Here is a 20,753-nt window from a genome sequence, read left to right on the forward strand (position 1 = left end):
CATAACCCGAAGGTCACAGGTTCGAATCCTGTCCCCGCTACCAAAAAAAATTAAAGAGTTACAAAGCTGCTCCGGCAGCTTTTTTTGTTTCTGGCGCAAGAAAAAATAAAAAAGCCGAGTGACGTTTTTCACCCGGCTTTTTTAGCTCATATATTCTGGCTCCCTGCATGCATCTGGTTAAATTAATGCTCTGCCAGCATCAATCCCTTAATTAGCGATTACGCCGATTTTAATGGCATATCGGACCAGGCTGGCCACGTTGTAGATCTCGAGTTTCTCCATTAGACTGGCGCGGTGTTTGGCCACGGTTTTGGGGCTGATATTGAGTATCTCAGCCACCTCATTGATGGTATGGCCTGAGATAATAATCCGAAAGACCTCCTTCTCCCGCCGCGTTAAGAGGTTGTACCTGTTATGCACCGGGCTTTCGTCGGTTTGCTTCAGGAAATCCTCAATGATGTCGGACTTAATCTCCGAACTCAGGTAATATTCTCCGTTAACGGCGCTTTTGATTGCGCTTAGAAGCTCGGAAAAAGGGGCGGTTTTCAGAATATACCCATACGCCCCGCCCTGTAGGGCCTGCCGCAAATCATGCTGACTCAAGCTTGAGGCCGTCACAATAACGCGGGTTTTGGGCGACGAGGCATGAATCAGCCGAATCGCATCAAAATCCGTAAACATCGGCAGCATGGATTCCAGCAAAACAATATCCGGCCGAAGCTTTTTCACACCCTTCAGCATATCATCACTGTTGGCAGCTTCACCGACAACATTAAAGCCTTCCTGCTGATTAAGCAGTACAACCAGCCCCTCCCGGACCATCAGGTTATGATCGGCAATCAATATATTTGTCTTCATATTTGTCGTCTGCATAGCAATTTCCTTAGTTTTTAAGTTATTCAGGTGCATTTGAATTACCCTTTAATATACATTTTTTCCCATATTGTAAAGCAGTAAACGCAAAATATTTCTTTGTTTCCTTACAGAGTATAATATAATTGCCTACGCACAGGCCCGTCAACAAGCCCGTTTAATGGACGACAAAGCCCCTGAAAATTCCTCCGTCCGAATACTGGTGCAAACGCCGCCTGCGGTCGAACACGTATCAGAAGACAAAACGTTTGACACAACCCCCTCTTTCATTTACTTTACCATTTCATAATACGTTAACCTCCTCACACCCACCACCATTGACAGGAGCTTCCGCTATGACAGAGACACATTGGCCAACAAACTACTGGCCGGAAAACGTAGCCTATGATGTTGACGACTATGAGCGCACCGTTTTCTCCCTTTTAGACGAAGCTGCACGGGATTATCCGGATCAGGTGTATACCATATTTAATAACGGCACCCGGACATATGCCCAGGTTAAGGAGACGGCTGACCGGCTGGCGCATTTTTTGGCCGCCAACGGGATTAAAAAGGGGGATCGGGCGGCCATTTTCCTGCCAAACATTCCCCAGTATCCGGCCATTTTTTTCGGTATCCTGAAGGCCGGCGCGGTCTGCGTCACCTGCAATCCCCTCTATACCGCCTCGGAGTTGAACTACCAGTTAAAAGATGCCGGCGCCAAAGCGGTTTTCTGCATGGATCATCCCGAGTTCTATCCGACCACGGTCGAGGCGATAAAGGATACAGATGTTAAAACCGTGGTCATTTGCAATATAAAGTCCTACCTGCCGAAATTTAAGGCCATTTTGGGCGGATTGCTTGGCAAAATCCCAAAAGCCGAACAACACGAACCGGATCATCTGTTTTTCGATCAGATTGTGGAATCCTCCAGTCCCGAACCGCCCACCGTCGATATCGATCCATTCGAGGATTTGGCCCTGATTATCTATACCGGCGGAACCACCGGCGTTCCCAAAGGGGCTGCCCTCACCCATACGAATTTTACCTATGACTTAAGGGCGCTGGAGGAATGGGGCAGGCTCCAGCATGAACCGGATGGCCCGCTGGAGCCGCTGCGAAAAGGGGGATTCCATACTTACCTGGGAGTTTTGCCCTGGTATCACAGCTTTGGAATGACGGTCTGTATGCTGGCAGCCTGCGGAACCGCCAGCCGCCTGGTCGCCATCCCTGACCCCCGGGCGGGCAATCCGCCGTTTACCGAAGTCTTAAAAGCCGTACAAAAATACAAGGCCACCATTATGCCGGCCGTTCCCACCATTTTTGTGGCCTTTACCAACCATTCACAGCTTGACAAATTTGATCTGACCTCTTTGATGGGATGCTTCTCCGGCGGGGCCCCGCTGCCGCCGGAAGTGTGCAGGCAGTTTGAGGCCAAAACCGGTGCCGTGATATTTGAAGGCTATGGGTTAAGTGAGACCGCGCCCGTGGTTTCGGCAAACCCGACCAATCGTGACGGCAGAAAAATCGGCACCATCGGATTTCCCATGCCCGGCACTGACATTAAAATCCTTGATATAGAAACCGGCCTGAATGAAATGCCTATGGGCGCGGACGGTGAAATCGGCATTTGCGGGCCGCAGGTCATGAAAGGCTACTGGAACAAGCCGGAGGAGAACAATGCCGTATTCCGGGAAATAGACGGCAAACGCTACTTCCTTACCGGCGATATCGGCCATATCGATGAAGAGGGCTACATCGTCATTACCGATCGCAAAAAAGACCTGATTATTGTGGGGGGCTTTAACGTATACCCCCGGGAGATCGAAGATTCGCTGTTCCAGCACCCGAAAGTCGCCATGGCGGCTGTAGTCGGTATGCCGGACAGCAAAAGCGGGGAGGCGGTCAAGGCCTACATCCAGCTCAAAGAAGGAGAAACCGCTACCGAAGATGACATCCGGGAGTTCTGCAAGGAAAACCTGGCCGGCTACAAGCGGCCCAAATATATTGAATTCCGGGACACCCTGCCGGTTTCTCCGGTGGGCAAAATTCTGCGCAGAAAGCTTCGGGAAGAGGAAATGGGCGGATAGGGAGTTAAAAACTCTTAGTTTGACATTTAGATAAAGCTAAATTATAAATACGGCCAAATTTTTCCCGTTTTTCCGAACATAACGATAATCTATTGATCATCCGGGGTATGTTTTTCGTGATAAGAGGGGGGCGAGAACAAATAAGCAAAAGGATTGGGCTAAGCAGCTCAATCCTTTTTTTTGACTTAACACCAAACATTGAAGGAGAGGGAAGATGAAGAAAATTTTAATTTTATGCACCATCCTACTACTAATTGCACCGACGGCCTATTCATTGACAATGGAGGACTTTAACTTCGGCGGGCACACCCGGGTCCGCGGCTATGACATGAAAAATTTCTGGACATTTAATGATGACCTGGATTTTGACAACTGGTCCACCTTCAGGCATCGCACCAGCTTATGGACAAAGGTCGACACCGGATACGATATAACCGGATATGTAAAAATCACCAATCAGAACTACGGAGAGGGCGTCACCTACGAGGATGCCTGGGAAGTCGACAATGAAAGCAACAAACTATTCATCGACAACGCCTATATCGATATCAACAACCTTTTTGATCTGCCGCTCGCGTTGCGCATCGGCCGTCAGAATGTGATATATGGCACCGGCTTTGTCCTTTTGGACGGCCAATCCCAGTTTGCTTCGACATCCATATACTTTGACGGCTTAAAATTAAGCGCCGATCTTGGTAAAAACGCCAAAGTGGACCTTTTGTATCTGAAAGATCAGGAGGGTGAACGGGATGACGGATCAGACGATGACATTACCCTTTCTGGTGCCTATTTTACGGCAAACTGCCCGGTAATCGGTGGCCAACAGGAACTCTACATACTAAACCGCGAGGACGAAAACCTTCAAAAGGACATCTGGATGGGCGGCATCCGGTTGTCTGATAAATTCGAATGCGGGCTGGATTACTCCGGCGAATTTGCCTATCAGATTGGCGACGCATTTGAAACCGAAAACGGCGAAGATATTGACCAGGAGGCCTATGGGTATAAACTGGATCTGGGCTATACCCTAAAAGATGTGGCGCCAACGCCGCGGTTCTTCCTGGGCTATGCCTTCCTGAGCGGCGATGAGGATGATACTGATGATGAAAGCAACCGGTGGGATATGTTCTACGGCGGCTGGCCGCAATTCGGGGATCAACTGGCATGGAAATATGTAAATATTGGACCGGGCAACAACATTACCGACTACGATGAGGACTACAATGAATTGAGCAGTACAGGCGGTGAAGCGGTTTATTCCAACTTGAGCATAGCGACCGCCGGTGTGGGTCTGAATTTCACCAAAAAATTAAACGCCAAAATTTCTTACTCGCTTTTGGCCGTGGATGAACCTGATCCCGGCGCAGATGATGATTTCGGCGATTACTATCAGCTTGAAGCCCAATACAAGTATACCGACTTTCTCACATTTGCCCTCTATGCCGCAGCCATCGAACCCGGTGACGCATTCGTTAATGATGACACCGCGCATGAGCTGTTCTGGGAAACCAAGCTCACTTTCTAATGCTTTTCTTTCAGGTGCAGCCGCTTTCAATCGCGGCTGCACCTTCATCTGCCCCTGCCTCAAGGCAATGCCGCAAGCAGCCTCTCATGGATGTTGTCAAACCCGCCGTTGGACATGATCAAAACCGCATCCCCGGGTTTGGCCGTACCCGCCACATACGAAATAATCCCTTCCGTCTCCTCAAAGTAGCGGGCATCCTTGCCGCGGCTTTTTAAATCCGCCACCAGCTTCTCGGACGAAAACCGCTCGCCCTCAGGTATCTTGGCCAGCAAGGGCGGTTTTCGGATGCAGATCCTGTCGGCCTCATCAAAGACCTCGGCATAAGCCCCCTGAAAAATTTTGCGCATGCTGGTATTGGTTCTGGGCTCAAAAACGGCGACAAGGCGCCCTTCGGGATAAAACGGCCGGATGGCGCGGATGGTTTCAAAAACCGCGGTGGGATGATGGGCAAAATCGTCAATCACGGTCACACCGCCCTTAACCCCGCGCACCTCCTGCCGGCGCTTAACCCCTTCAAACCGCTTCAGCCCTTTGGCGATCACCGACGTATCCACGCCCAGCTCACTTGCCACGGCAATAGCGGAAAGCACATTTCGAAGGTTATGCTCACCGGCAAACGGGGCTTTAAAACGTCCAAAAAATTTGCCAGCGCGCATGACGTCAAAATGCAGCCAGGGCGGGCTGACAAAAAATTCCCCAAGCCGCCAGTCAGCATTTTCAGTACTGCCGTAACGCACAGCCGAAACCGGCTTATCATCTAAAAGCTGGTCAATATTGGCATCCGCATCATAGGCGATTAACCGGCTATCCGGCGAAATGCCGGACAAAAACTTTTCAAAAGCAAATTTAACATGGCCAAGATCCTGATAAATATCCGCGTGATCAAATTCCACACTGGTCAACACGGTAATGGCCGGATCATAGTGCATGAATTTGGGCTGCTTGTCAAAAAATGCCGTGTCGTATTCATCCGCCTCAAGCACCACATAGCCGCCTTTATCCAGATAGTAGTTGCCGGCAAAATTTTTGACAAACCCGCCGATCATAAAAGACGGCGAAAGTCCGGCATAGTGCAGCAGCCAGACAATCATGGCGGCTGTTGTGGTTTTTCCGTGGGTGCCGGCCACCAGAATTGCCTGCCGGCTGCCCACAAGAAAGTGATTGACCGCCTGGGGCATGGAGCAGTAGGCAATCCCCATTTCAAAGGCTTTTCGGGCTTCGGGATTGTCTTTTTTGACCGCATTTCCCACAACCACCAGATCCGGGCGGTAAGCGAGGTTGGCCGCATCAAACCCGTCGGAGAGGCGCACCCCCCTGCTTTCCAGGTAGGTGCTCATGGGCGGATAAACATTCTGATCCGAGCCGGTTACCGTAAGCCCCATATCTTTCAACATAGCGGCAAGCGCCCCCATGCCGGTGCCGCAGGCAGCGATCAGGTGGACGGAGCGCACATCCGGAGGTATATGATTCACTTAAAGCGGTTCCTTCTGAGTAACTTAACGGGTTTTAGGTTTTGGGTATTAGGTATTAGGTACCATCCCTATGGCCGGCCCAATTCCTGGAACACGCTTTCCGCTGCGGCAATGGTTCGGTCAATGTCCGCATCCTCATGGGCGGCGGAGACAAAAACCGCTTCAAACTGGGACGGAGCCAGGTAAATGCCCTTTTCAAACATCTGCCGGAAATAGGCCGAAAACATATCCAGATCCGAAGTTTTGGCATCCGCGAAGCTCCGGACCGGCGTCTCCGTGAAAAAAAGACCCAGCATGGACCCGACCCGGTTTAAAACCGCTTTAGCCCCGGCTTTCTGGGCGGCCCCTATCAGACCGTCGCCCAGGCGCTGCGATTTTTCCTCCAGTTTGTCATAGAAACCGGGTTTCTTGATTTCTGTTAAGGCGGCGATGCCCGCAGCCATGGCCAGGGGGTTGCCGGACAGGGTGCCCGCCTGATAAACCGGCCCTTCCGGCGCGGTCTGCGCCATAATCGCCTTTTTTCCGCCATAAACACCGACCGGAAGCCCGCCGCCGACGATCTTGCCGAATGCGGAGAGATCCGGTTCAATGCCGTATAGCGCCTGAGCCCCGCCGTGGGCCACCCGGAAACCGGACATCACCTCGTCGAAAATAAGCACACTCCCGGATTTTTCGGTCTGTTTACGCAGCTCTTCAAGAAACCCCGGCACCGGCGGCACCAGGCCCATGTTGCCCGCCACCGGTTCTACAATTACGGCCGCCACCTCATCGCCCTGCTCTTCCATCACAGACTTAAATGTTTCAATGTCATTATAGGGAAGCGACAGGGTGTGCTTTATCATATCCTCGGGCACGCCCGGGCTGCCGGGAATCCCCAGTGTTGCCACGCCGGAGCCGGCGGCCACCAGAAGTGTATCCGCATGGCCGTGATAGCAGCCGTCGAACTTGATGATCTTGCTGCGCCCGGTATAGGCCCGTGAGACTCGAATGGCGCTCATGGTTGCCTCTGTGCCGGAATTGACCATACGGACCATTTCAAGCCCCGGCACAGCCTCAATAATCATTTCAGCCAGCCTTATTTCAAGGTCAACCGGCGCACCGAAGCTGGTGCCCCGGTGAAGCACGGACTGAATGGCCTCGATGACCGCCGGATGCCCATGGCCCAAAATCATAGGCCCCCATGAGCCCACATAATCGATATACTGGTTGCCGTCCGCATCAATTAAGGTAGCGCCCCTGGCCTCTTCAATAAACACAGGCTCCCTGCCCACTGAGCGGCAGGCCCGCACCGGGCTGTTGACCCCGCCGGGAATCAACTGTCTGGCCTTTTCGAACAAATCGCGGGATTTTTTATACTTATCCATGATCCGGGTATCCTTTCTTTACAAAACCGTTGACAGATTTCTTTTCAAAGCGTTAGACACGTTAACAAAGAGCCGTATTTTGGTCAAGCAAGGGGTTGAGAAGCTGGTCTATGGGAAAGCAGCACCCGGCAGAACAATTTGCCAAACTGTGCGAATATATCCTGGGGCGTCGGCCGGATGAATTCGGGCTGGTGCCGGATGAAAACGGTTTTGTCAAAACCAAGGAATTTTTGAAGGCGGCAAGCGAAAGCGAAGGATGGGGCCACATCCGGCAGAGCAGTATTAACGAAATGCGGCTGGTCTGCCAGAATCCGCCGGTTGAGATTCAGGAAAACCTGATCCGCGCCAAAGACCGAAGCCGCCTGCCTTTACGGAAATATTGCGAAACCCCGCCCAAGCTGCTCTACCTCTGCATCCGAAAAAAATCCTATCCAACGGTCCTGGAAAAAGGCGTCCACCCCACTTACCAGGCCGAGGTCGTGTGCGCAGAAGAGCCTCAAATGGCGGAAAAAATCGGCAAGCGGCGGGACAACCAGCCCATCCGCCTGACCGTGCATGCGCAAAAGGCCGCAGCCGACGGCATCCGGTTTTACCAAGCCGGCGAAGGACTTTATATCACGGATTACCTGCCGCCGGAGAGCTTCACCGGCCCGCCGCTGCCCAAGGAACCGGAAAAACCGGCCAAGCCCGAGCCGCCCAAAGAGCCGCCCCAGCCCGGATCTTTTCTCATGACGCCGGAAAAGCCTAAATCCAAGGCGGACAAAAGCAAACCCAAATGGAAAAAGGATAAAAAACGGGCCCGCCGCGGCAAAAAGCAGGTATGGCCGGATGAATACTGATTCGTTTGCCCCATTAAAAACCGTTGACAAACAGCTTGCCATTCGATAATAAAATTTTTTTGTTCAAACAAAGGGCCGTTAGCTCAACTGGCAGAGCAACTGACTCTTAATCAGTAGGTTCGGGGTTCGATTCCCTGACGGCCCACCAAAGATTTCAAGGGGTTACGCGATTTGGCGTAACCCCTTTTTTGTTTTTGCTGGCTAAGACCGGGCCAGCAGCCGCCATATCACCCGGACAATGATATAAGCGATCAATGCGACTGTGGCCCCAACGATCAAACCGCCGGTCCACACATAGGTGGCGTGTGAGAAAAGCCTTCGAACGGCGCCAATGTTTTCAAGGTCGCTGACTGCAAAAATACCGGGCAGATTCCCTATGATCTCCCGCCCCAGCCGGTACTCCATGAAATAAATATAAACCGCCGTAAAGGGATTGGTCACCCAGCAGGCGGCAATGGCAATCGGCAGGTTGACCCGCAGCCAGATGGCGCCCACGGCGCTAAGCAGCATCTGGGCGGGAATCGTTGGGGTAAACGCGATGAATAATCCCAGGGCCAGACCGCCGGAAATAGAGCGCCGGCTGATGCGCCAGATATCCCGGTCAAAAAGCCGGTCCCCCAGCAGCCGGTGGATGGGTTCGTCTTTAAGCCGCTCGGGTTTAATCAGATGTTTTCTAAGCCATTCTTTAATTCTGTGCCGCCTTTTGAAGTTTAGTCAAAGTCCCCGTTTGCTGCGAAGCGGTTTAATCTGTGGGGCCTTAATGCGGGCGTGGGGCCTGGCCAGTATCAGCTCCCGAAGGGATACCAGCTTGAGGAGCCGCCGCCGGCTATCGATCACATAGGCGTAATAGATGGTTTCCTTGTCCGGCGCCTCCAGTCTCAGCCGGTCAATGGCCTGGCGGGCGGTCAAATACGGGATCACCCGGCTCGGGCGCAAATTGGTCTATTGGAAACTTTAGCGGTTGGTTCATGGCCAGCCTCCTTTTTAAACGGTCCGCCCTTTAGGCAGGCGGACCCGGGGCCTTGGCCATTCAGGCTATCAGGGCATTCGAAAATGCAAGGCAGGCGGGGTTCCGCTTGTCATTAAAGGCGGAGCTGCATTAAATTTTTCTGGAATAATCGCAGGCTTCAATAAATGAGGGCGACTGCCTTCCTCATCCATTTTATGCTCCTAATTGAAGGGTTTTTAAACATGCCCGCCTAAACGGACTTTAGCGGACGCTAACGCTTATGATTCAAATTTATATACTAATAACAACAAGCTGCCTGCCGTGTCAAATAATTTTGCCTTGATTTCCAGGTTTTTTTCCTTGACAAACCGCTCCCTTAAAGGTAATAAATTTTGTTTTAACCTGGAATCCAATCCTTGCTCTGACCAAGATTGACGGGTCAGGGCTGTTTAACCCGCAAGGAGGATGTATGAACAGATACGAAACTGTATTTATTATTGATCCGGATGTCAGTGAGCCGGATCAGGAAGCCATTATCGACAGAATCCGATCCTTGATCACCCAGCATTCCGGAAAGTTCCTCGTTTTCGACGACTGGGGCATCCGCAAATTCGCCTACGAAATTCAGAAAAAAAAACAGGGGCATTACATCCGCATTGAATATGCGGGCGACGGTGATCTGGTGTATGCCATTGAACGCTTTTTCCGGATCGACCACCGGGTGCTGAAATTTATGTCCATCGTCCTGGACAAAAATGTCGACCCGGATTCCCTGCCCGCGGAAGAGCCTGAAACCTCGTTTGCCAAGGCGGTTACCCCGGAAACACCGGCCGCTGCTGAGCCCCAACCGGAAACGCCCGTAACAGCCGAGGCTGAAACATCAGAGGCGCCGGAAGCACCTGAAGCATCGCAGGCAGCGGAGGCATCCACGGAAACCGAAAGCGAAGCAAAGGAATCATAAAATGGCTTTTAATTCTAAAAAACGATATTATCCCCGGCGAAAAGTCTGCCGGTTCTGTGCAGACAGCACCCTGAAAATTGATTACAAGGATCAGAACACCCTGCGATACTTTATCACGGAACGCGGCAAAATCATTCCGCGGCGCATATCCGGAACATGCGCAAGACACCAGCGCAGGCTGGCCCTGGAGATCAAACGGGCAAGGATGATTGCGCTGCTGCCGTTTATCGGATCGCTTGACCATTAATCCGCTTTTTCGGCAAACCGCGCAGCGCTTGCCCAAGGAGTGATGGGAGCTTGGCAATGCCCTATCACGACACCCTGGTAAAGGATACCATCAGCGGGATCGCGCTGACAGCCCTGATCAGTTCCATCGCCATCTCTGTTCCGGTTCTCGGGTTTGCCTGCCTGCTGATTTTGCCGCAGCCGGCGATTTTCTACCGCCTGAAACTCGGGCGGAAACCGGCGTTGGCGGTGATCGGCGCGCCAATCCTGTTGACACTGCTATTTGCCGGAAAATTTTTTGCGGATGCGGTGTTTCTGTTCGGTATGCTGGGACTCGGGTTTTTTATGGGAGAGTGCTTTGAGCGCCGCCTGCCCCTTGAAAAAGCCGTGGGCTACGCCAGCGGCGCGGTGGTGATGGCAGGTTTTTTTGCCCTGATGATTTATGCCAATATGATGAATGTGGGCATAATGAACTGGGTAAGCGACTATGTTTCCAAAAACCTGCAGATGTCGGTGGCTCTCTATGAAACGATGGGCATGCCGGAAGAATCCATCCGGATGCTTGAGAACTCTATGGCGGAGATCACATATGTGTTGGTGCGGATCCTGCCGTCATTGATTATCGCCGGCCTGCTTTTTGCCGGATGGTTGAATATTCTGATCGGCCGGGGGCTTTTTAAGCGTTTACAACTGGCCTACCCGGATTTCGGGCCCCTGGATCAATGGAAGGCGCCGGACTTTCTGGTTTGGGCGGTGATTGCCGGAATTGTTATGGTTTTAATCCCGAACACCGGCGTAAAAGTGCTCGGGGTGAACGCCCTGGTGGTGCTGATGACGATCTATTTCTTCCAGGGCATCGCGATAATCGCCTTTTACTTTGAAAAAAAGGGGGTGCCGCGGCTGCTTCGGGGCGTGATATATGCGTTTATCGCCATTCAGCAATTCCTTCTGCTGCTGGTGGTGGGGCTCGGATTTTCTGATGTCTGGGCCAATTTCCGGCGCATTGACAACACGCCGGCCAACGGGCCCGGCAGCGGTTCGGAAACTGACGATCCCCCGGACGATCATACTTAAATAGATTTAGATGGATACAGACAGATAGATACAAACGGATTTACCCGTATAAGCAAATTGGAGGATACGCCATGAAAGTTATTCTCAGAGAAACCATTGAGCCATTGGGTATTGCCGGCTCTGAAGTGGATGTGAAAAAAGGCTATGCCCGCAACTACCTGGTGCCGCAGGGCAAAGCAGTTTCTGCCACACCCCAGAACCGCAAGCTGATGGAGCAGCAAAAGGCCAAAATTGACCTCCAGATTGCCAAGGAACGCAAGCTGGCTGAAGAAATGGCCGCCAAACTGGAAAACGTGGTATGCCGGATTCAGGCCAAGGCAGCGGACGAAACCAGGCTCTACGGCTCGGTCTCTGCCCGGGATATTGCGGATGCGCTGGCCACCCAGGGCATTAAAGTGGAGAAGCGCATGATCCTGCTCACAAACCCGATCAAGGAGCTGGGCACTTATCAGGTACCCGTGCGGGTTTACAAGGACCTTGAGCCTGAAATCACCGTGGAAGTTGTGCCGACATAAATCCGGCAGCAGGAAAAACGCCTGTTGCCGCCGACCCCATTATCGGGTATACTAAAAATATTTATGAGCACCTCCTCAATGCCCGCTGAAAAGGATTTTTCATTTAACAAGCTTCCGCCGCATAACCTGGATGCGGAGGAATCGCTGATTAGCGCCATCCTGTTGGACAACAACACCCTTCTGGAAATACTCGATATTCTGTCTCCGCTGGATTTTTATAAATCCGCCCACCAGATTATCTTTGAAGGCATCACGGAGCTTTTCAACCGGGGCGAGCCCATCGATCTTGTCACCCTGGCCGACCATATTCAGGGCAAGAACCAGCTGGAATCCATCGGCGGGGCCGTGTACCTGGCCAAGCTGGTGGATGAGGCGCCGGTACCCTCCAACGCCAAAAACTATGCGGTCATCATCCGGGAAAAAGCCGCTCTCCGGCGCCTTATTACCGCAGCCAACAAGATCACCACTTCGTGCTTCGAATACAGCACCAGCGCTGAAGATGTGATCGATTTTGCGGAAAAAACCATATTTGAAATCGCGGAGAACAAAAGCAAGCAGAGCATTTTTCCCATCAGCAAAATCATTGAATCCAACATCGACACCCTGGAAGCCCGGCGCGGCAACAAATCGGTTTTTAGCGGGGTGCCCACCGGCTACCGGAAACTCGATACCCTGACATCGGGTTTCCAGCGCTCGGATTTGATCATCCTGGCCGCCCGGCCCGGCATGGGCAAAACCGCTCTGGCGCTCAATCTGGCAAGAAACGCCGCGGTTGACGGGGAGACGCCGGTGGCGTTTTTTTCCCTGGAGATGTCCAAAGAGCAGCTGTCCATGCGGCTTTTGTGCGCCGAGGCCCGGCTTGATTCAGCCCGGCTTCGCGACGGGTTTTTCAGTGATGATGAATGGCTGAAGCTCATTCACGGGGCAGATACGCTCTCCAGCGCCTCGATCTACATTGACGACTCCCCGGAGCTCACGCCCATTGAGATTAAAACCAAAGGCCGCCGCCTGAAGCGGGAAAAAAACATCGGCTTGATTATCATCGACTATATGCAGCTCATGAAGCCAGGAAGCAGCAAGGAGCGGCGGGAGCTTGAAATCTCTGAGATGTCACGCTCGCTAAAGGGCCTTGCCAAGGAGCTTGATATTCCGATCATGGCCCTCTCCCAGCTTAATCGACGGCTTGAGGACAGGCATGACAAGCGTCCCCAGCTATCCGATTTAAGGGAGTCCGGCGCCCTTGAACAAGACGCGGATTTGGTTATGTTTATTTATAGAGATGAAATCTATAACAAGGAGGAAACCAATCCCAATAAAGGCATTGCGGAAGTCCACCTGGCCAAGCAGCGAAACGGGCCGGTAGGGGTTTCCTATCTGGCGTTTCTGGATGCATACACCCGGTTCGAGGATCTGGCCTACGATGACGGATTTTCCGGATAAAAGCCCGTTTTCGCTGGATACGCTTAAACCACGAAGCCCCGCGCAAACGGATTAAATGATGCCTTTAAAGGGCGCTTAAAACCCTATATGAAAAAAATTTTCGGAAATACCAACGGCTTGAAAGCCGTCCAGATTAAACGTATTGAAACCCTTTACCATCATCGCATCCCGCCTGAGTCGGTCATCAGCGAGACACTGGCCGACGAGATCTGTGCCATTTCCCATGAAATCCGCCGCCAGATCGGTCTTTTAATCAACCGGTCCGGAAAAGTGGATTCCGTGATTATCGGGGACCAACAGGGTATCATGCTGCCGGACACCAGCCATTACAAAGCGCCGCCCGGCCGTTTAAAAGGGCTGCGCTGCGTGCATACCCACTTAAAACAGGAACCGCTGACACCGGATGACCTGACCGACCTGGCGCTTCTTCGGCTGGACCTAATGGGTGCGATTACGCTGACGGATGACGGCAGCCCCGATAAACTCCATCTGGCGCATATATTTCCCGGCAAATCCGCCGAATACCCCTATGAAATATATCCGTCCAGGGCGCTTTCAGAGCTTGACATTAACTGCGCCGAACTGATCAAGGCCATCGAGGATGAACTTTCCCGGACCTCGACCCTTAGAAAGGTTGCGCCGGGCAAAGAGCAAGCCATTTTGATCAGTGTCACCAGCGCACCCAAGCGCCGGGCCCAGGCCTCGATTGATGAGTTAAAGGAGCTTGCGCGCTCAAGCGGCATCCATGTATTGGATACCATTATTCAGCAGCGAAAGCGCGTGGATCCGAAATACCTCATGGGCCGGGGCAAAGTGGAGGAATTAACCATTTACGCCATGCAGCAGGGCGCGACCCTGATTGTATTTGACCAGGTGCTAAACCCCTCGCAAATCCGGTCCATCACAGACACAATTGAATTCAAGGTCATTGACCGGACCCAGCTGATTCTGGATATATTTGCCCAGCGGGCCCAGAGCCGGGAGGGTAAACTTCAGGTGGAGCTGGCCCAGCTTAAATACCTGCTGCCCCGCCTGGTCACAAAGAATACGGCCATGTCCCGGCTGACCGGCGGCATCGGCGGCCGCGGCCCGGGGGAGACCAAACTTGAAATCAACCGGCGCCGGGTGCGGGATAAAATCAACCGGATCGAAAAAGAGCTGGCCAATGTGATCAAACAGCGCCAGCAGCAGAAAGCCAAGCGGGAGAAAAAGGGGCTGCCTGTGATCTCGATTATCGGCTACACCAATGCCGGCAAATCCACGCTGTTAAACACCCTGACCAAAAGCGAGGTGCTGGCGGAAAGCCGCCTGTTTGCCACCCTTGATCCGTCCAGCCGCCGGCTTAAATTTCCCCAGGACACCGAGGTCATTATCACGGATACGGTCGGCTTCATCAAGGATTTACCCCAGGAATTGAAAGTGGCCTTTCGGGCCACGCTGGAAGAGCTTGAAAGCGCGGACCTTCTGCTCCACGTGATTGATGCCGGCAATCCGGATTATCCCTCCCATATTGAGTCCGTGGAGAAAATCCTCTCAGAGCTAAAACTTGAGCGGATCCCTCAGATCCGGGTGTTTAATAAAATGGATCTTTTGGATGAGGAGACCGCTTCGGAGCTGGCCGCCCATTATAAGGGCGTTTGCATTTCTGCAATGGACGCGCAGACCCTGATCCCGCTGATCGATAAAATGGCCGCCCTTGTGGCCCCGGCGCCCGAACCGGTATACAGCGCCGTATAGCCTGATTCCCCAAACCCGGGTTGACAATCCGGTGGCAGGGATTATCGTATTGACGAACTCATGGGAGCTATGTAAGATTAATTATATATGGATTTAAACGAAATCAAAAATACCGGCATCGGCGCTGCCTATAAAAGCGCCAAAATCCTCTGCGACTATTACGGCCGCCTGGATCATATTGAAAAAAAGGGGCCCAACGACCTGGTGACAGAGGCTGACCTGGCCTCCCAAAACGCCATAATTGAAGCGATTCAGGCCAAATTCCCGGATCACGGCATTCTGGCCGAAGAAAACGGGTATGATCAGATGGATGCCGGGGACTGTCGGTGGATTATTGATCCCCTGGACGGAACCACCAATTTTACCCATCAGATACCCATTTTCTGTATTTCCATTGCATTTGCCGTAAATGGGAAAACCCGGGTGGGTATTGTATTAAACCCGGTGAGCGGGGAGCTGTTTACCGCTGCTGAAGGCCAGGGGGCGGCACTGAACGGCCGGCCCATAACGGTTTCCGGGCAGAGCGACATTTCCGAGAGCCTTTTGGTGACAGGATTCCCCTATGCGTTTCAAGCCATTATCCAGCCGGTGATGCAGCGGTTTCAGCAATGCCTGCTGGCTGCGCGCGGCATCCGCCGGCTGGGCTCGGCGGCGCTGGATCTGTGTTATGTGGCCTGCGGCCGGTTTGAGGCGTTCTGGGAGGAGAACCTGCATCCCTGGGATACCGCGGCCGGCACGGTGATCGCCGAGATGGCCGGCGGCCGGGTCACGGATTTTTCCGGCCATCCCTTCAGCATTGACAAAAAAGAAATTCTGGCCACCAACGGCCATATACACGAAGCGGTTCGATCATTACTCACGATCTGAGAAGATACTATATATGATGGAAAAAATTTACAAAACCGACAGTGACGATAATTTTGTGGAATGTTACGGCCATTTCAATTTTGATAATACCATATGCCGGAAACATTGCGCCGTGCGCCTGCGCTGTGCCATCGAACAGGGCGAGCAGACGCGCATGGAACAGATTGAGGACTGGATGGCGGTTCAGGAAATGCCGTCAAAAATTCAATAAAACTTCGATGGCAAAGTGAAAAATCAAGGCAGGCGCATCTTGCCGGGATTGAGTATACCGGCCGGATCAAAGGCCTGCTTGATCCGTTTCATCAGCGCCATCGTCTCAGGGGAAATTTCCTTGGCCATATACTTCGCTTTGGAGATGCCAATGCCGTGTTCGCCGGAAATCGTTCCCCCCAGTTCAAGGGTGTAATCAAAAATCTCTTCGACGGCGGACTCGGCTTTTTCAAGCGCTGCCCCATCCTTTTTATCCAGCATGATATTGAAATGAATATTGCCGTCTCCGGCATGGCCGAAGCTCACCATGGTAAGCCCCGTGCTTTGGCTGAGGGATCGGATTTTTCGGACCATATCCGGAATCCGGCTGCGGGGGACCACAATATCCTCATTGATTTTATCCGGCGCCAGGCTATAGAGCGCCGGGGATATGGATTTTCTGGCGCGCCATAACGCTTCGGCGGCCTCGGGCGTCGCGGCCGTTTCCACCTTTATCGCCCCAAGTTCCCGGCAAAGGGCTTCGATCGCTTCTGCGGCCTGCCGGGCGATTTCAGGGGATCCATCGACCTCAATGATCAGAAGCGCCGCCACATCCTCCGGAAATCCGGCGTTTAGATAATTTTGCACGCAACGGATCGCGGCATTATCCATATATTCAATGGTTCGCGGGATAATGCCGCGCCGGATAATCTCAGACACGGCTTCAGCTGCGGCCTCCATCCGGTCGTAGAATGCGGTCAGGGTCTTTACCGTCTCAGGCAGGGGCAGCAGGCGAAGCGTCATGCGGGTGATGATCCCCAGGGTCCCCTCCGAACCGGTTAAAAGGCGCGTCAAATCATAGCCCACCACGCCTTTGGCGGTCCTGACCCCGGCCCGGATGACTTCCCCCGTGGGCAGCACCACCTCCAGGCCCAGCACATAATCCCGGGTTACGCCGTATTTGACCGCTTTCGGTCCGCCGGCGCATTCCGCCACATTGCCGCCAAGGGTTGAAAAATCCGAACTTGACGGATCCGGCGGATAGAACAGGCCCTTTTCCTGAACCGCCCGCTGGAGCTCACCGGTCACCACGCCGGGCTCCACATGGACGATCAGGTTATCCGTATCAATTTCGATAATCCGGTTAAACCGGGTCATCACTACCACCACCCCGCCGGATACCGGAATGGCGCCCCCGGACATGCCCGAGCCGGCCCCCCGGGGAATCACCGCAAACTGGTGCGCATTGGCCAGCTTGAGAATTTCTGAGATCTCTTCGCTCTTTTCCGGAAACACCACGGCATCCGGCAGGGCCTGGGTTTTGGTGGCATCAAAGCCGTAACAGAGGCGGTCCTCCTTTGCCTGGCTGCAGTTGTTCTTGCCGACAATTCGCTGGATCTGCTTAAAAATCCGGGATGTAATCGGTATCAAAATTTACCGTCTAAGAGCTGCTTGTCGATCCGCTCCACCTGTTGCTTGACCTCGCTTTGGACTTTCAGCTCTTTTTCGATGTTATTGATGGAATGGATGACCGTGGCGTGATAGCGGTTAAAGCTCCGGCCGATAGACTGGATGGTTTGTTTGGTATGGCGGCGGGCCAGATACATGGCGATCTGGCGGGGCCGGACCACCCCCTTTTTTCGGGAATTGGATGCGATTTCCGTTTCGGTAATCCCAAACTCCTTGCAGACGACCTTTTTTATTGAGCCCAGGGTAATGGCGTTGCGGGTGATCGCCAGATTTTTGACCACACTTTCGGCAAGGGACAAGTCCACATCCATATTGAGCAGCCGGGATTTGGTGGCCACCCCCATCAGGCCGCTCTCCAGCAGCCGGACATTCTCGGTCAGCTCACTGGCCATATACTCGAGCACCTCGTTTTTTAACGCATATCCGTAATAATCGGATTTACACTTTAAAATTTTAAACCGCGTGGAAAAATCCGGGGTCTGGATTTCCGAGACCACGCTTTGAGAGAGCCGGGACTTCAAATGCTCGCCCAGCTTTGGGATATCCTTTAATGGTGTCGTGCTGGAGAAGATAATCTTTTTGCCGGAATCATAGAGATAGTCCAGGGATAATGCCAGTTCATCCTGGGTGCGGGTTCGGCCGGATAAAAAATGGATGTCATCTAACAGCAGCACATCGCAGTTATTCCGGTATTTCTGCTTGAACTCCGTAATGGTGTGATTCCTCAGGGAATGGACCATATCCGTGGTAAAGTCCTCGGCGGTGATATACATCACCCGTTCATTCGGAAAGGCCGAGAGGATCTTATGCCCCACTGCCTGGGACAAATGGCTTTTCCCCATGCCCGGCTGGGACAAAAGAAAAAGCGGCGGGAATTTGTTTTTCTGCGATGCCAGAGCCACGGCCGCATTATAGGCAAACGTGGAGTTCTCTCCTACCACAAAGCGATCAAATGTAAAGTCCTTGCGCAACAACCGGCCATACCGCGGCTGGCAATCCATCGCCGGAATAGGCAACTGGACATTTTCGGATGCGGAGACTTTGAAATGGCGTTTTTTGCTGTTGGAATTGCCATTGCCGCCGCCGTTGCCAACGCCGTTGCCATTTGAGACTTCGAGTAAAAGTTTTAACTGGCGGCCGGCCAGCCGGCTCAACTCGCTTTTTATCATCCCCCCGAAATTTTCCCACACCCGTTTTTTGAACAAAACATTCGGACACGCCAGTACAATGCCGTCATCCGAGGCTTTTAAAAATTCTACCGGCTCAATCCACATTTTATACACATGGGTGGGGGTAGACTCCTTGATCGAGGCTTTCACACTTTGCCAGATATTTTCCATAAGAACACGACCTCGCCGAGCAGTAAGGATTCAAAAAAAACTTGTTGTTAACCGGGTCTTTCGCTAAAAAGACAATAAAAAACGATTAGCGCGCAAAAAACACTCTGTGTGGCAGGTAAAACCTATATAAAAAGGAAAATTCGGATTTTTGAGAATGTGAATTGATCTGTGAAAAAATTTAGCGATCCGTCGCAATCAATTAGCCCCCTGTATAATCTATCTCCGGCGGCGGGTCAAATATGATGAGATGCGAAATTGACGCCTTTTCAAACCACCTTTCAACAATATATATATATTTGATTTTTTTATTAAACCATCAACAAGATAGTACAACTAGTTCAATGAGCTATAAAATTTTATCAATGCCCAAAGCCCCCGCAAATAAGGGGGAAATGGTTTTTCGGCGGATACCCGATGAAGTCCCGAAACGCCTGAAAGCTTCCATTTTTTTAAATTTCCTTTGATTTTTGTCGATATTTGATTTTTCGGTGACAGTTCTATGACGAATGGGTGCGTCAAAAACCGGATTCGGAAAGAATTTAGATAATTAACGCAAACGTCATAAAAGGCAGGAAACCCGGGGAATTTAAAATAATCTGTTAAATTTCAGACAAATAAAAAATTTAAAAATTTTTTATTTATTGTCCAAAAAGAGGATGCCGCCGATTAAATCCGGACTGGAAAAATTCATCGCTAATCCGCCGACTGGCCTGGAGGGACAGCGGCTCGGCCTGTTATGCAACCCCGCCTCGGTGGACCGAAATTATTGTCATGCCAAGGACTTAATCCAGCAGCGGTTTCCCGGCCGGCTCACGACCCTCTTCTCCCCGCAGCACGGCTTTTATTCGGAAAAGCAGGACAATATGGTGGAGTCCGGGGATTTACGGGACCCGGAGACAGGCCTTACCGTTTTCAGCCTTTACGGCGATACCCGGGTGCCGACCGTCCCCATGTTTGACCGCCTTGACACCCTGCTCATTGATTTGCAGGATGCGGGCACACGGGTCTATACCTTTGCCGCCACCATGTCCTACTGCCTGGAAACCGCCCGGGATATGGATAAACAGATACTCGTCCTTGACCGGCCCAACCCGGCTAACGGTATTCAGGTGGAAGGCAACCGGCTGAAACACCCCTTTGCCTCATTCGTCGGCCGGTATCCGATCCCCATGCGCCACGGCCTGACCCTGGGGGAATATGCCCGCTATATCAATACGGCAAACGGCATCGGCTGCCGTCTTGAGGTTATTCCAATGCACGGATGGCGCCGGTGGATGTATTTTTCCGATACCGGCCTTCCCTGGATACCCCCATCCCCCAACCTGCCCACCGTGCAATCCGCCATGGTCTATCCCGGGCAGGTCATATTTGAAGGGACCAATATCTCCGAAGGCCGGGGGACGACCACCCCGTTTGAAATTTTCGGCGCCCCGTTTATCGATCCGGATAAAATCGCCGGCTTTATGGGCGGCCGGCATTTTCCCGGCGGCGTGCTCCGGCCGGTGGCATTTGAACCCATGTTTCATAAATTCCAGCATGAAAACTGCCGGGGGGTCCACCTGCATATCACCGACCCGGGCGCCTACAATGCCTATCAGACAAGCCTCAAGCTCATGCAGGCGGTGATGTATCATTATCCGGAAAAATTCGAATGGCGAGCGCCCCCTTACGAATATGAGTGGGAGAAACTCCCGATTGATTTAATATTAGGCGATGCCGCCATCCGCGAACGTATAGAACGATTTGAACCGGTGGAGGCCATTGAAACCGACTGGCTGACCGATTTAGCGGACTTTCAAAAAGAGATACAACCGTTTCTGTTATATGAGCCATAGCGACAGACA

At 52.3% G+C, this 20,753-nt stretch carries 19 protein-coding genes and 1 tRNA gene; 13 read left to right on the forward strand and 7 right to left on the reverse strand.

The genetic code is table 11. The annotated features are described in order from the left end of the window. Window positions 1–207: 207 nt before the first annotated feature. Window positions 208–873: a response regulator transcription factor gene (locus tag U5L07_03200; GenBank protein MDZ7830739.1), complete on the reverse strand. Its 666-nt coding sequence runs from the start codon at window positions 871–873 to the stop codon at window positions 208–210. Between the two features lie 335 nt (window positions 874–1,208). Between U5L07_03200 and U5L07_03205 the strand changes: the two genes are divergently transcribed. Together U5L07_03205 and U5L07_03210 are read left to right on the forward strand one after the other, a co-directional pair. Continuing rightward, window positions 1,209–2,942 (forward strand): long-chain fatty acid--CoA ligase, encoded by a 1,734-nt coding sequence (locus tag U5L07_03205; protein ID MDZ7830740.1) that lies wholly within the window; start codon window positions 1,209–1,211, stop codon window positions 2,940–2,942. Window positions 2,943–3,156: 214 nt separating this feature from the next. Beyond that, window positions 3,157–4,467: an alginate export family protein gene (locus U5L07_03210; protein MDZ7830741.1), complete on the forward strand. Its 1,311-nt coding sequence runs from the start codon at window positions 3,157–3,159 to the stop codon at window positions 4,465–4,467. Between the two features lie 59 nt (window positions 4,468–4,526). On the opposite strand, the gene mpl is transcribed toward U5L07_03210, so the two are convergent. Both mpl and hemL read right to left on the reverse strand, forming a co-directional pair. Further along, complete coding sequence (mpl, locus tag U5L07_03215) at window positions 4,527–5,939, reverse strand: UDP-N-acetylmuramate:L-alanyl-gamma-D-glutamyl-meso-diaminopimelate ligase (GenBank protein MDZ7830742.1); 1,413 nt, start codon at window positions 5,937–5,939, stop codon at window positions 4,527–4,529. Between the two features lie 68 nt (window positions 5,940–6,007). Continuing rightward, window positions 6,008–7,303 (reverse strand): glutamate-1-semialdehyde 2,1-aminomutase, encoded by a 1,296-nt coding sequence (gene hemL, locus U5L07_03220; GenBank protein ID MDZ7830743.1) that lies wholly within the window; start codon window positions 7,301–7,303, stop codon window positions 6,008–6,010. Window positions 7,304–7,413: 110 nt separating this feature from the next. On the opposite strand from hemL, the gene U5L07_03225 reads away from it, so the two are divergent. Then, the gene (locus tag U5L07_03225) at window positions 7,414–8,142 is read left to right on the forward strand and encodes an RNA 2'-phosphotransferase (protein MDZ7830744.1); all 729 of its coding nucleotides are present in this window, start codon (window positions 7,414–7,416) and stop codon (window positions 8,140–8,142) included. A 72-nt stretch (window positions 8,143–8,214) separates the two neighbouring features. Then, window positions 8,215–8,290, forward strand: a tRNA-Lys gene (locus tag U5L07_03230). 53 nt (window positions 8,291–8,343) lie between these two features. Here the strand turns inward: U5L07_03230 and U5L07_03235 are convergent. Both U5L07_03235 and U5L07_03240 read right to left on the reverse strand, forming a co-directional pair. After that, a complete protein-coding gene (locus tag U5L07_03235; GenBank protein ID MDZ7830745.1) occupies window positions 8,344–8,832 on the reverse strand; it encodes a DUF2062 domain-containing protein in 489 nt (162 codons plus the stop codon). 24 nt (window positions 8,833–8,856) lie between these two features. Further along, entirely contained in the window at window positions 8,857–9,051 is a 195-nt protein-coding gene (locus U5L07_03240) for a hypothetical protein (protein ID MDZ7830746.1), read from the reverse strand. A 509-nt stretch (window positions 9,052–9,560) separates the two neighbouring features. Between U5L07_03240 and rpsF the strand changes: the two genes are divergently transcribed. From rpsF to U5L07_03280, 8 genes are all read left to right on the forward strand, one after another. Continuing rightward, window positions 9,561–10,052, forward strand: a complete 492-nt coding sequence (gene rpsF / locus U5L07_03245) for a 30S ribosomal protein S6 (GenBank protein ID MDZ7830747.1) — start codon at window positions 9,561–9,563, stop codon at window positions 10,050–10,052. 1 nt (window position 10,053) lies between these two features. After that, on the forward strand, window positions 10,054–10,299 hold the full coding sequence (gene rpsR, locus U5L07_03250; GenBank protein ID MDZ7830748.1) for a 30S ribosomal protein S18: 246 nt from the start codon (window positions 10,054–10,056) through the stop codon (window positions 10,297–10,299). Between the two features lie 56 nt (window positions 10,300–10,355). Next, window positions 10,356–11,351, forward strand: a complete 996-nt coding sequence (locus tag U5L07_03255; protein ID MDZ7830749.1) for a YybS family protein — start codon at window positions 10,356–10,358, stop codon at window positions 11,349–11,351. 71 nt (window positions 11,352–11,422) lie between these two features. Then, window positions 11,423–11,866: a 50S ribosomal protein L9 gene (rplI, locus tag U5L07_03260; GenBank protein MDZ7830750.1), complete on the forward strand. Its 444-nt coding sequence runs from the start codon at window positions 11,423–11,425 to the stop codon at window positions 11,864–11,866. Between the two features lie 78 nt (window positions 11,867–11,944). Continuing rightward, window positions 11,945–13,306: a replicative DNA helicase gene (gene dnaB / locus U5L07_03265; protein ID MDZ7830751.1), complete on the forward strand. Its 1,362-nt coding sequence runs from the start codon at window positions 11,945–11,947 to the stop codon at window positions 13,304–13,306. A gap of 87 nt (window positions 13,307–13,393) precedes the next feature. Beyond that, window positions 13,394–15,043 carry a GTPase HflX gene (hflX, locus tag U5L07_03270; protein ID MDZ7830752.1) on the forward strand — a complete coding sequence of 550 codons (1,650 nt, stop codon included), beginning with the start codon at window positions 13,394–13,396 and terminating at the stop codon, window positions 15,041–15,043. Between the two features lie 87 nt (window positions 15,044–15,130). Continuing rightward, window positions 15,131–15,910, forward strand: a complete 780-nt coding sequence (locus U5L07_03275; protein MDZ7830753.1) for an inositol monophosphatase family protein — start codon at window positions 15,131–15,133, stop codon at window positions 15,908–15,910. 13 nt (window positions 15,911–15,923) lie between these two features. Further along, window positions 15,924–16,121, forward strand: coding sequence for a hypothetical protein (locus U5L07_03280; GenBank protein MDZ7830754.1), 198 nt, complete (start codon window positions 15,924–15,926; stop codon window positions 16,119–16,121). 23 nt (window positions 16,122–16,144) lie between these two features. Here the strand turns inward: U5L07_03280 and U5L07_03285 are convergent, their stop codons facing one another. Continuing rightward, on the reverse strand, window positions 16,145–17,530 hold the full coding sequence (locus U5L07_03285; GenBank protein MDZ7830755.1) for an FAD-linked oxidase C-terminal domain-containing protein: 1,386 nt from the start codon (window positions 17,528–17,530) through the stop codon (window positions 16,145–16,147). Further along, entirely contained in the window at window positions 17,527–18,909 is a 1,383-nt protein-coding gene (gene dnaA / locus U5L07_03290) for a chromosomal replication initiator protein DnaA (GenBank protein MDZ7830756.1), read from the reverse strand. Before dnaA ends, U5L07_03285 begins: the two co-directional genes overlap by 4 nt. A 656-nt stretch (window positions 18,910–19,565) precedes the next feature. On the opposite strand from dnaA, the gene U5L07_03295 reads away from it, so the two are divergent. Then, window positions 19,566–20,744: a DUF1343 domain-containing protein gene (locus U5L07_03295; GenBank protein MDZ7830757.1), complete on the forward strand. Its 1,179-nt coding sequence runs from the start codon at window positions 19,566–19,568 to the stop codon at window positions 20,742–20,744. The last annotated feature ends 9 nt before the right edge of the window (window positions 20,745–20,753 follow it).

The sequence above is a fragment of the Desulfobacterales bacterium genome, from assembly GCA_034520365.1.
Classification (GTDB): Bacteria; Desulfobacterota; Desulfobacteria; order Desulfobacterales; family Desulfosalsimonadaceae; genus M55B175.

Bases quoted from the DNA above. Each gene is read 5' to 3' on its own strand.
- U5L07_03200 (MDZ7830739.1), bottom strand. From the start codon at position 873: ATGCAGACGACAAATATGAAGACAAATATATTGATTGCCGATCATAAC.
- U5L07_03205 (MDZ7830740.1), top strand. From the start codon at position 1,209: ATGACAGAGACACATTGGCCAACAAACTACTGGCCGGAAAACGTAGCC.
- U5L07_03210 (MDZ7830741.1), top strand. From the start codon at position 3,157: ATGAAGAAAATTTTAATTTTATGCACCATCCTACTACTAATTGCACCG.
- hemL (MDZ7830743.1), bottom strand. From the start codon at position 7,303: ATGGATAAGTATAAAAAATCCCGCGATTTGTTCGAAAAGGCCAGACAG.
- U5L07_03225 (MDZ7830744.1), top strand. From the start codon at position 7,414: ATGGGAAAGCAGCACCCGGCAGAACAATTTGCCAAACTGTGCGAATAT.
- rpsF (MDZ7830747.1), top strand. From the start codon at position 9,561: ATGAACAGATACGAAACTGTATTTATTATTGATCCGGATGTCAGTGAG.
- rpsR (MDZ7830748.1), top strand. From the start codon at position 10,054: ATGGCTTTTAATTCTAAAAAACGATATTATCCCCGGCGAAAAGTCTGC.
- U5L07_03255 (MDZ7830749.1), top strand. From the start codon at position 10,356: ATGCCCTATCACGACACCCTGGTAAAGGATACCATCAGCGGGATCGCG.
- rplI (MDZ7830750.1), top strand. From the start codon at position 11,423: ATGAAAGTTATTCTCAGAGAAACCATTGAGCCATTGGGTATTGCCGGC.
- dnaB (MDZ7830751.1), top strand. From the start codon at position 11,945: ATGCCCGCTGAAAAGGATTTTTCATTTAACAAGCTTCCGCCGCATAAC.
- hflX (MDZ7830752.1), top strand. From the start codon at position 13,394: ATGAAAAAAATTTTCGGAAATACCAACGGCTTGAAAGCCGTCCAGATT.
- U5L07_03275 (MDZ7830753.1), top strand. From the start codon at position 15,131: ATGGATTTAAACGAAATCAAAAATACCGGCATCGGCGCTGCCTATAAA.
- U5L07_03280 (MDZ7830754.1), top strand. From the start codon at position 15,924: ATGATGGAAAAAATTTACAAAACCGACAGTGACGATAATTTTGTGGAA.
- dnaA (MDZ7830756.1), bottom strand. From the start codon at position 18,909: ATGGAAAATATCTGGCAAAGTGTGAAAGCCTCGATCAAGGAGTCTACC.
- U5L07_03295 (MDZ7830757.1), top strand. From the start codon at position 19,566: ATGCCGCCGATTAAATCCGGACTGGAAAAATTCATCGCTAATCCGCCG.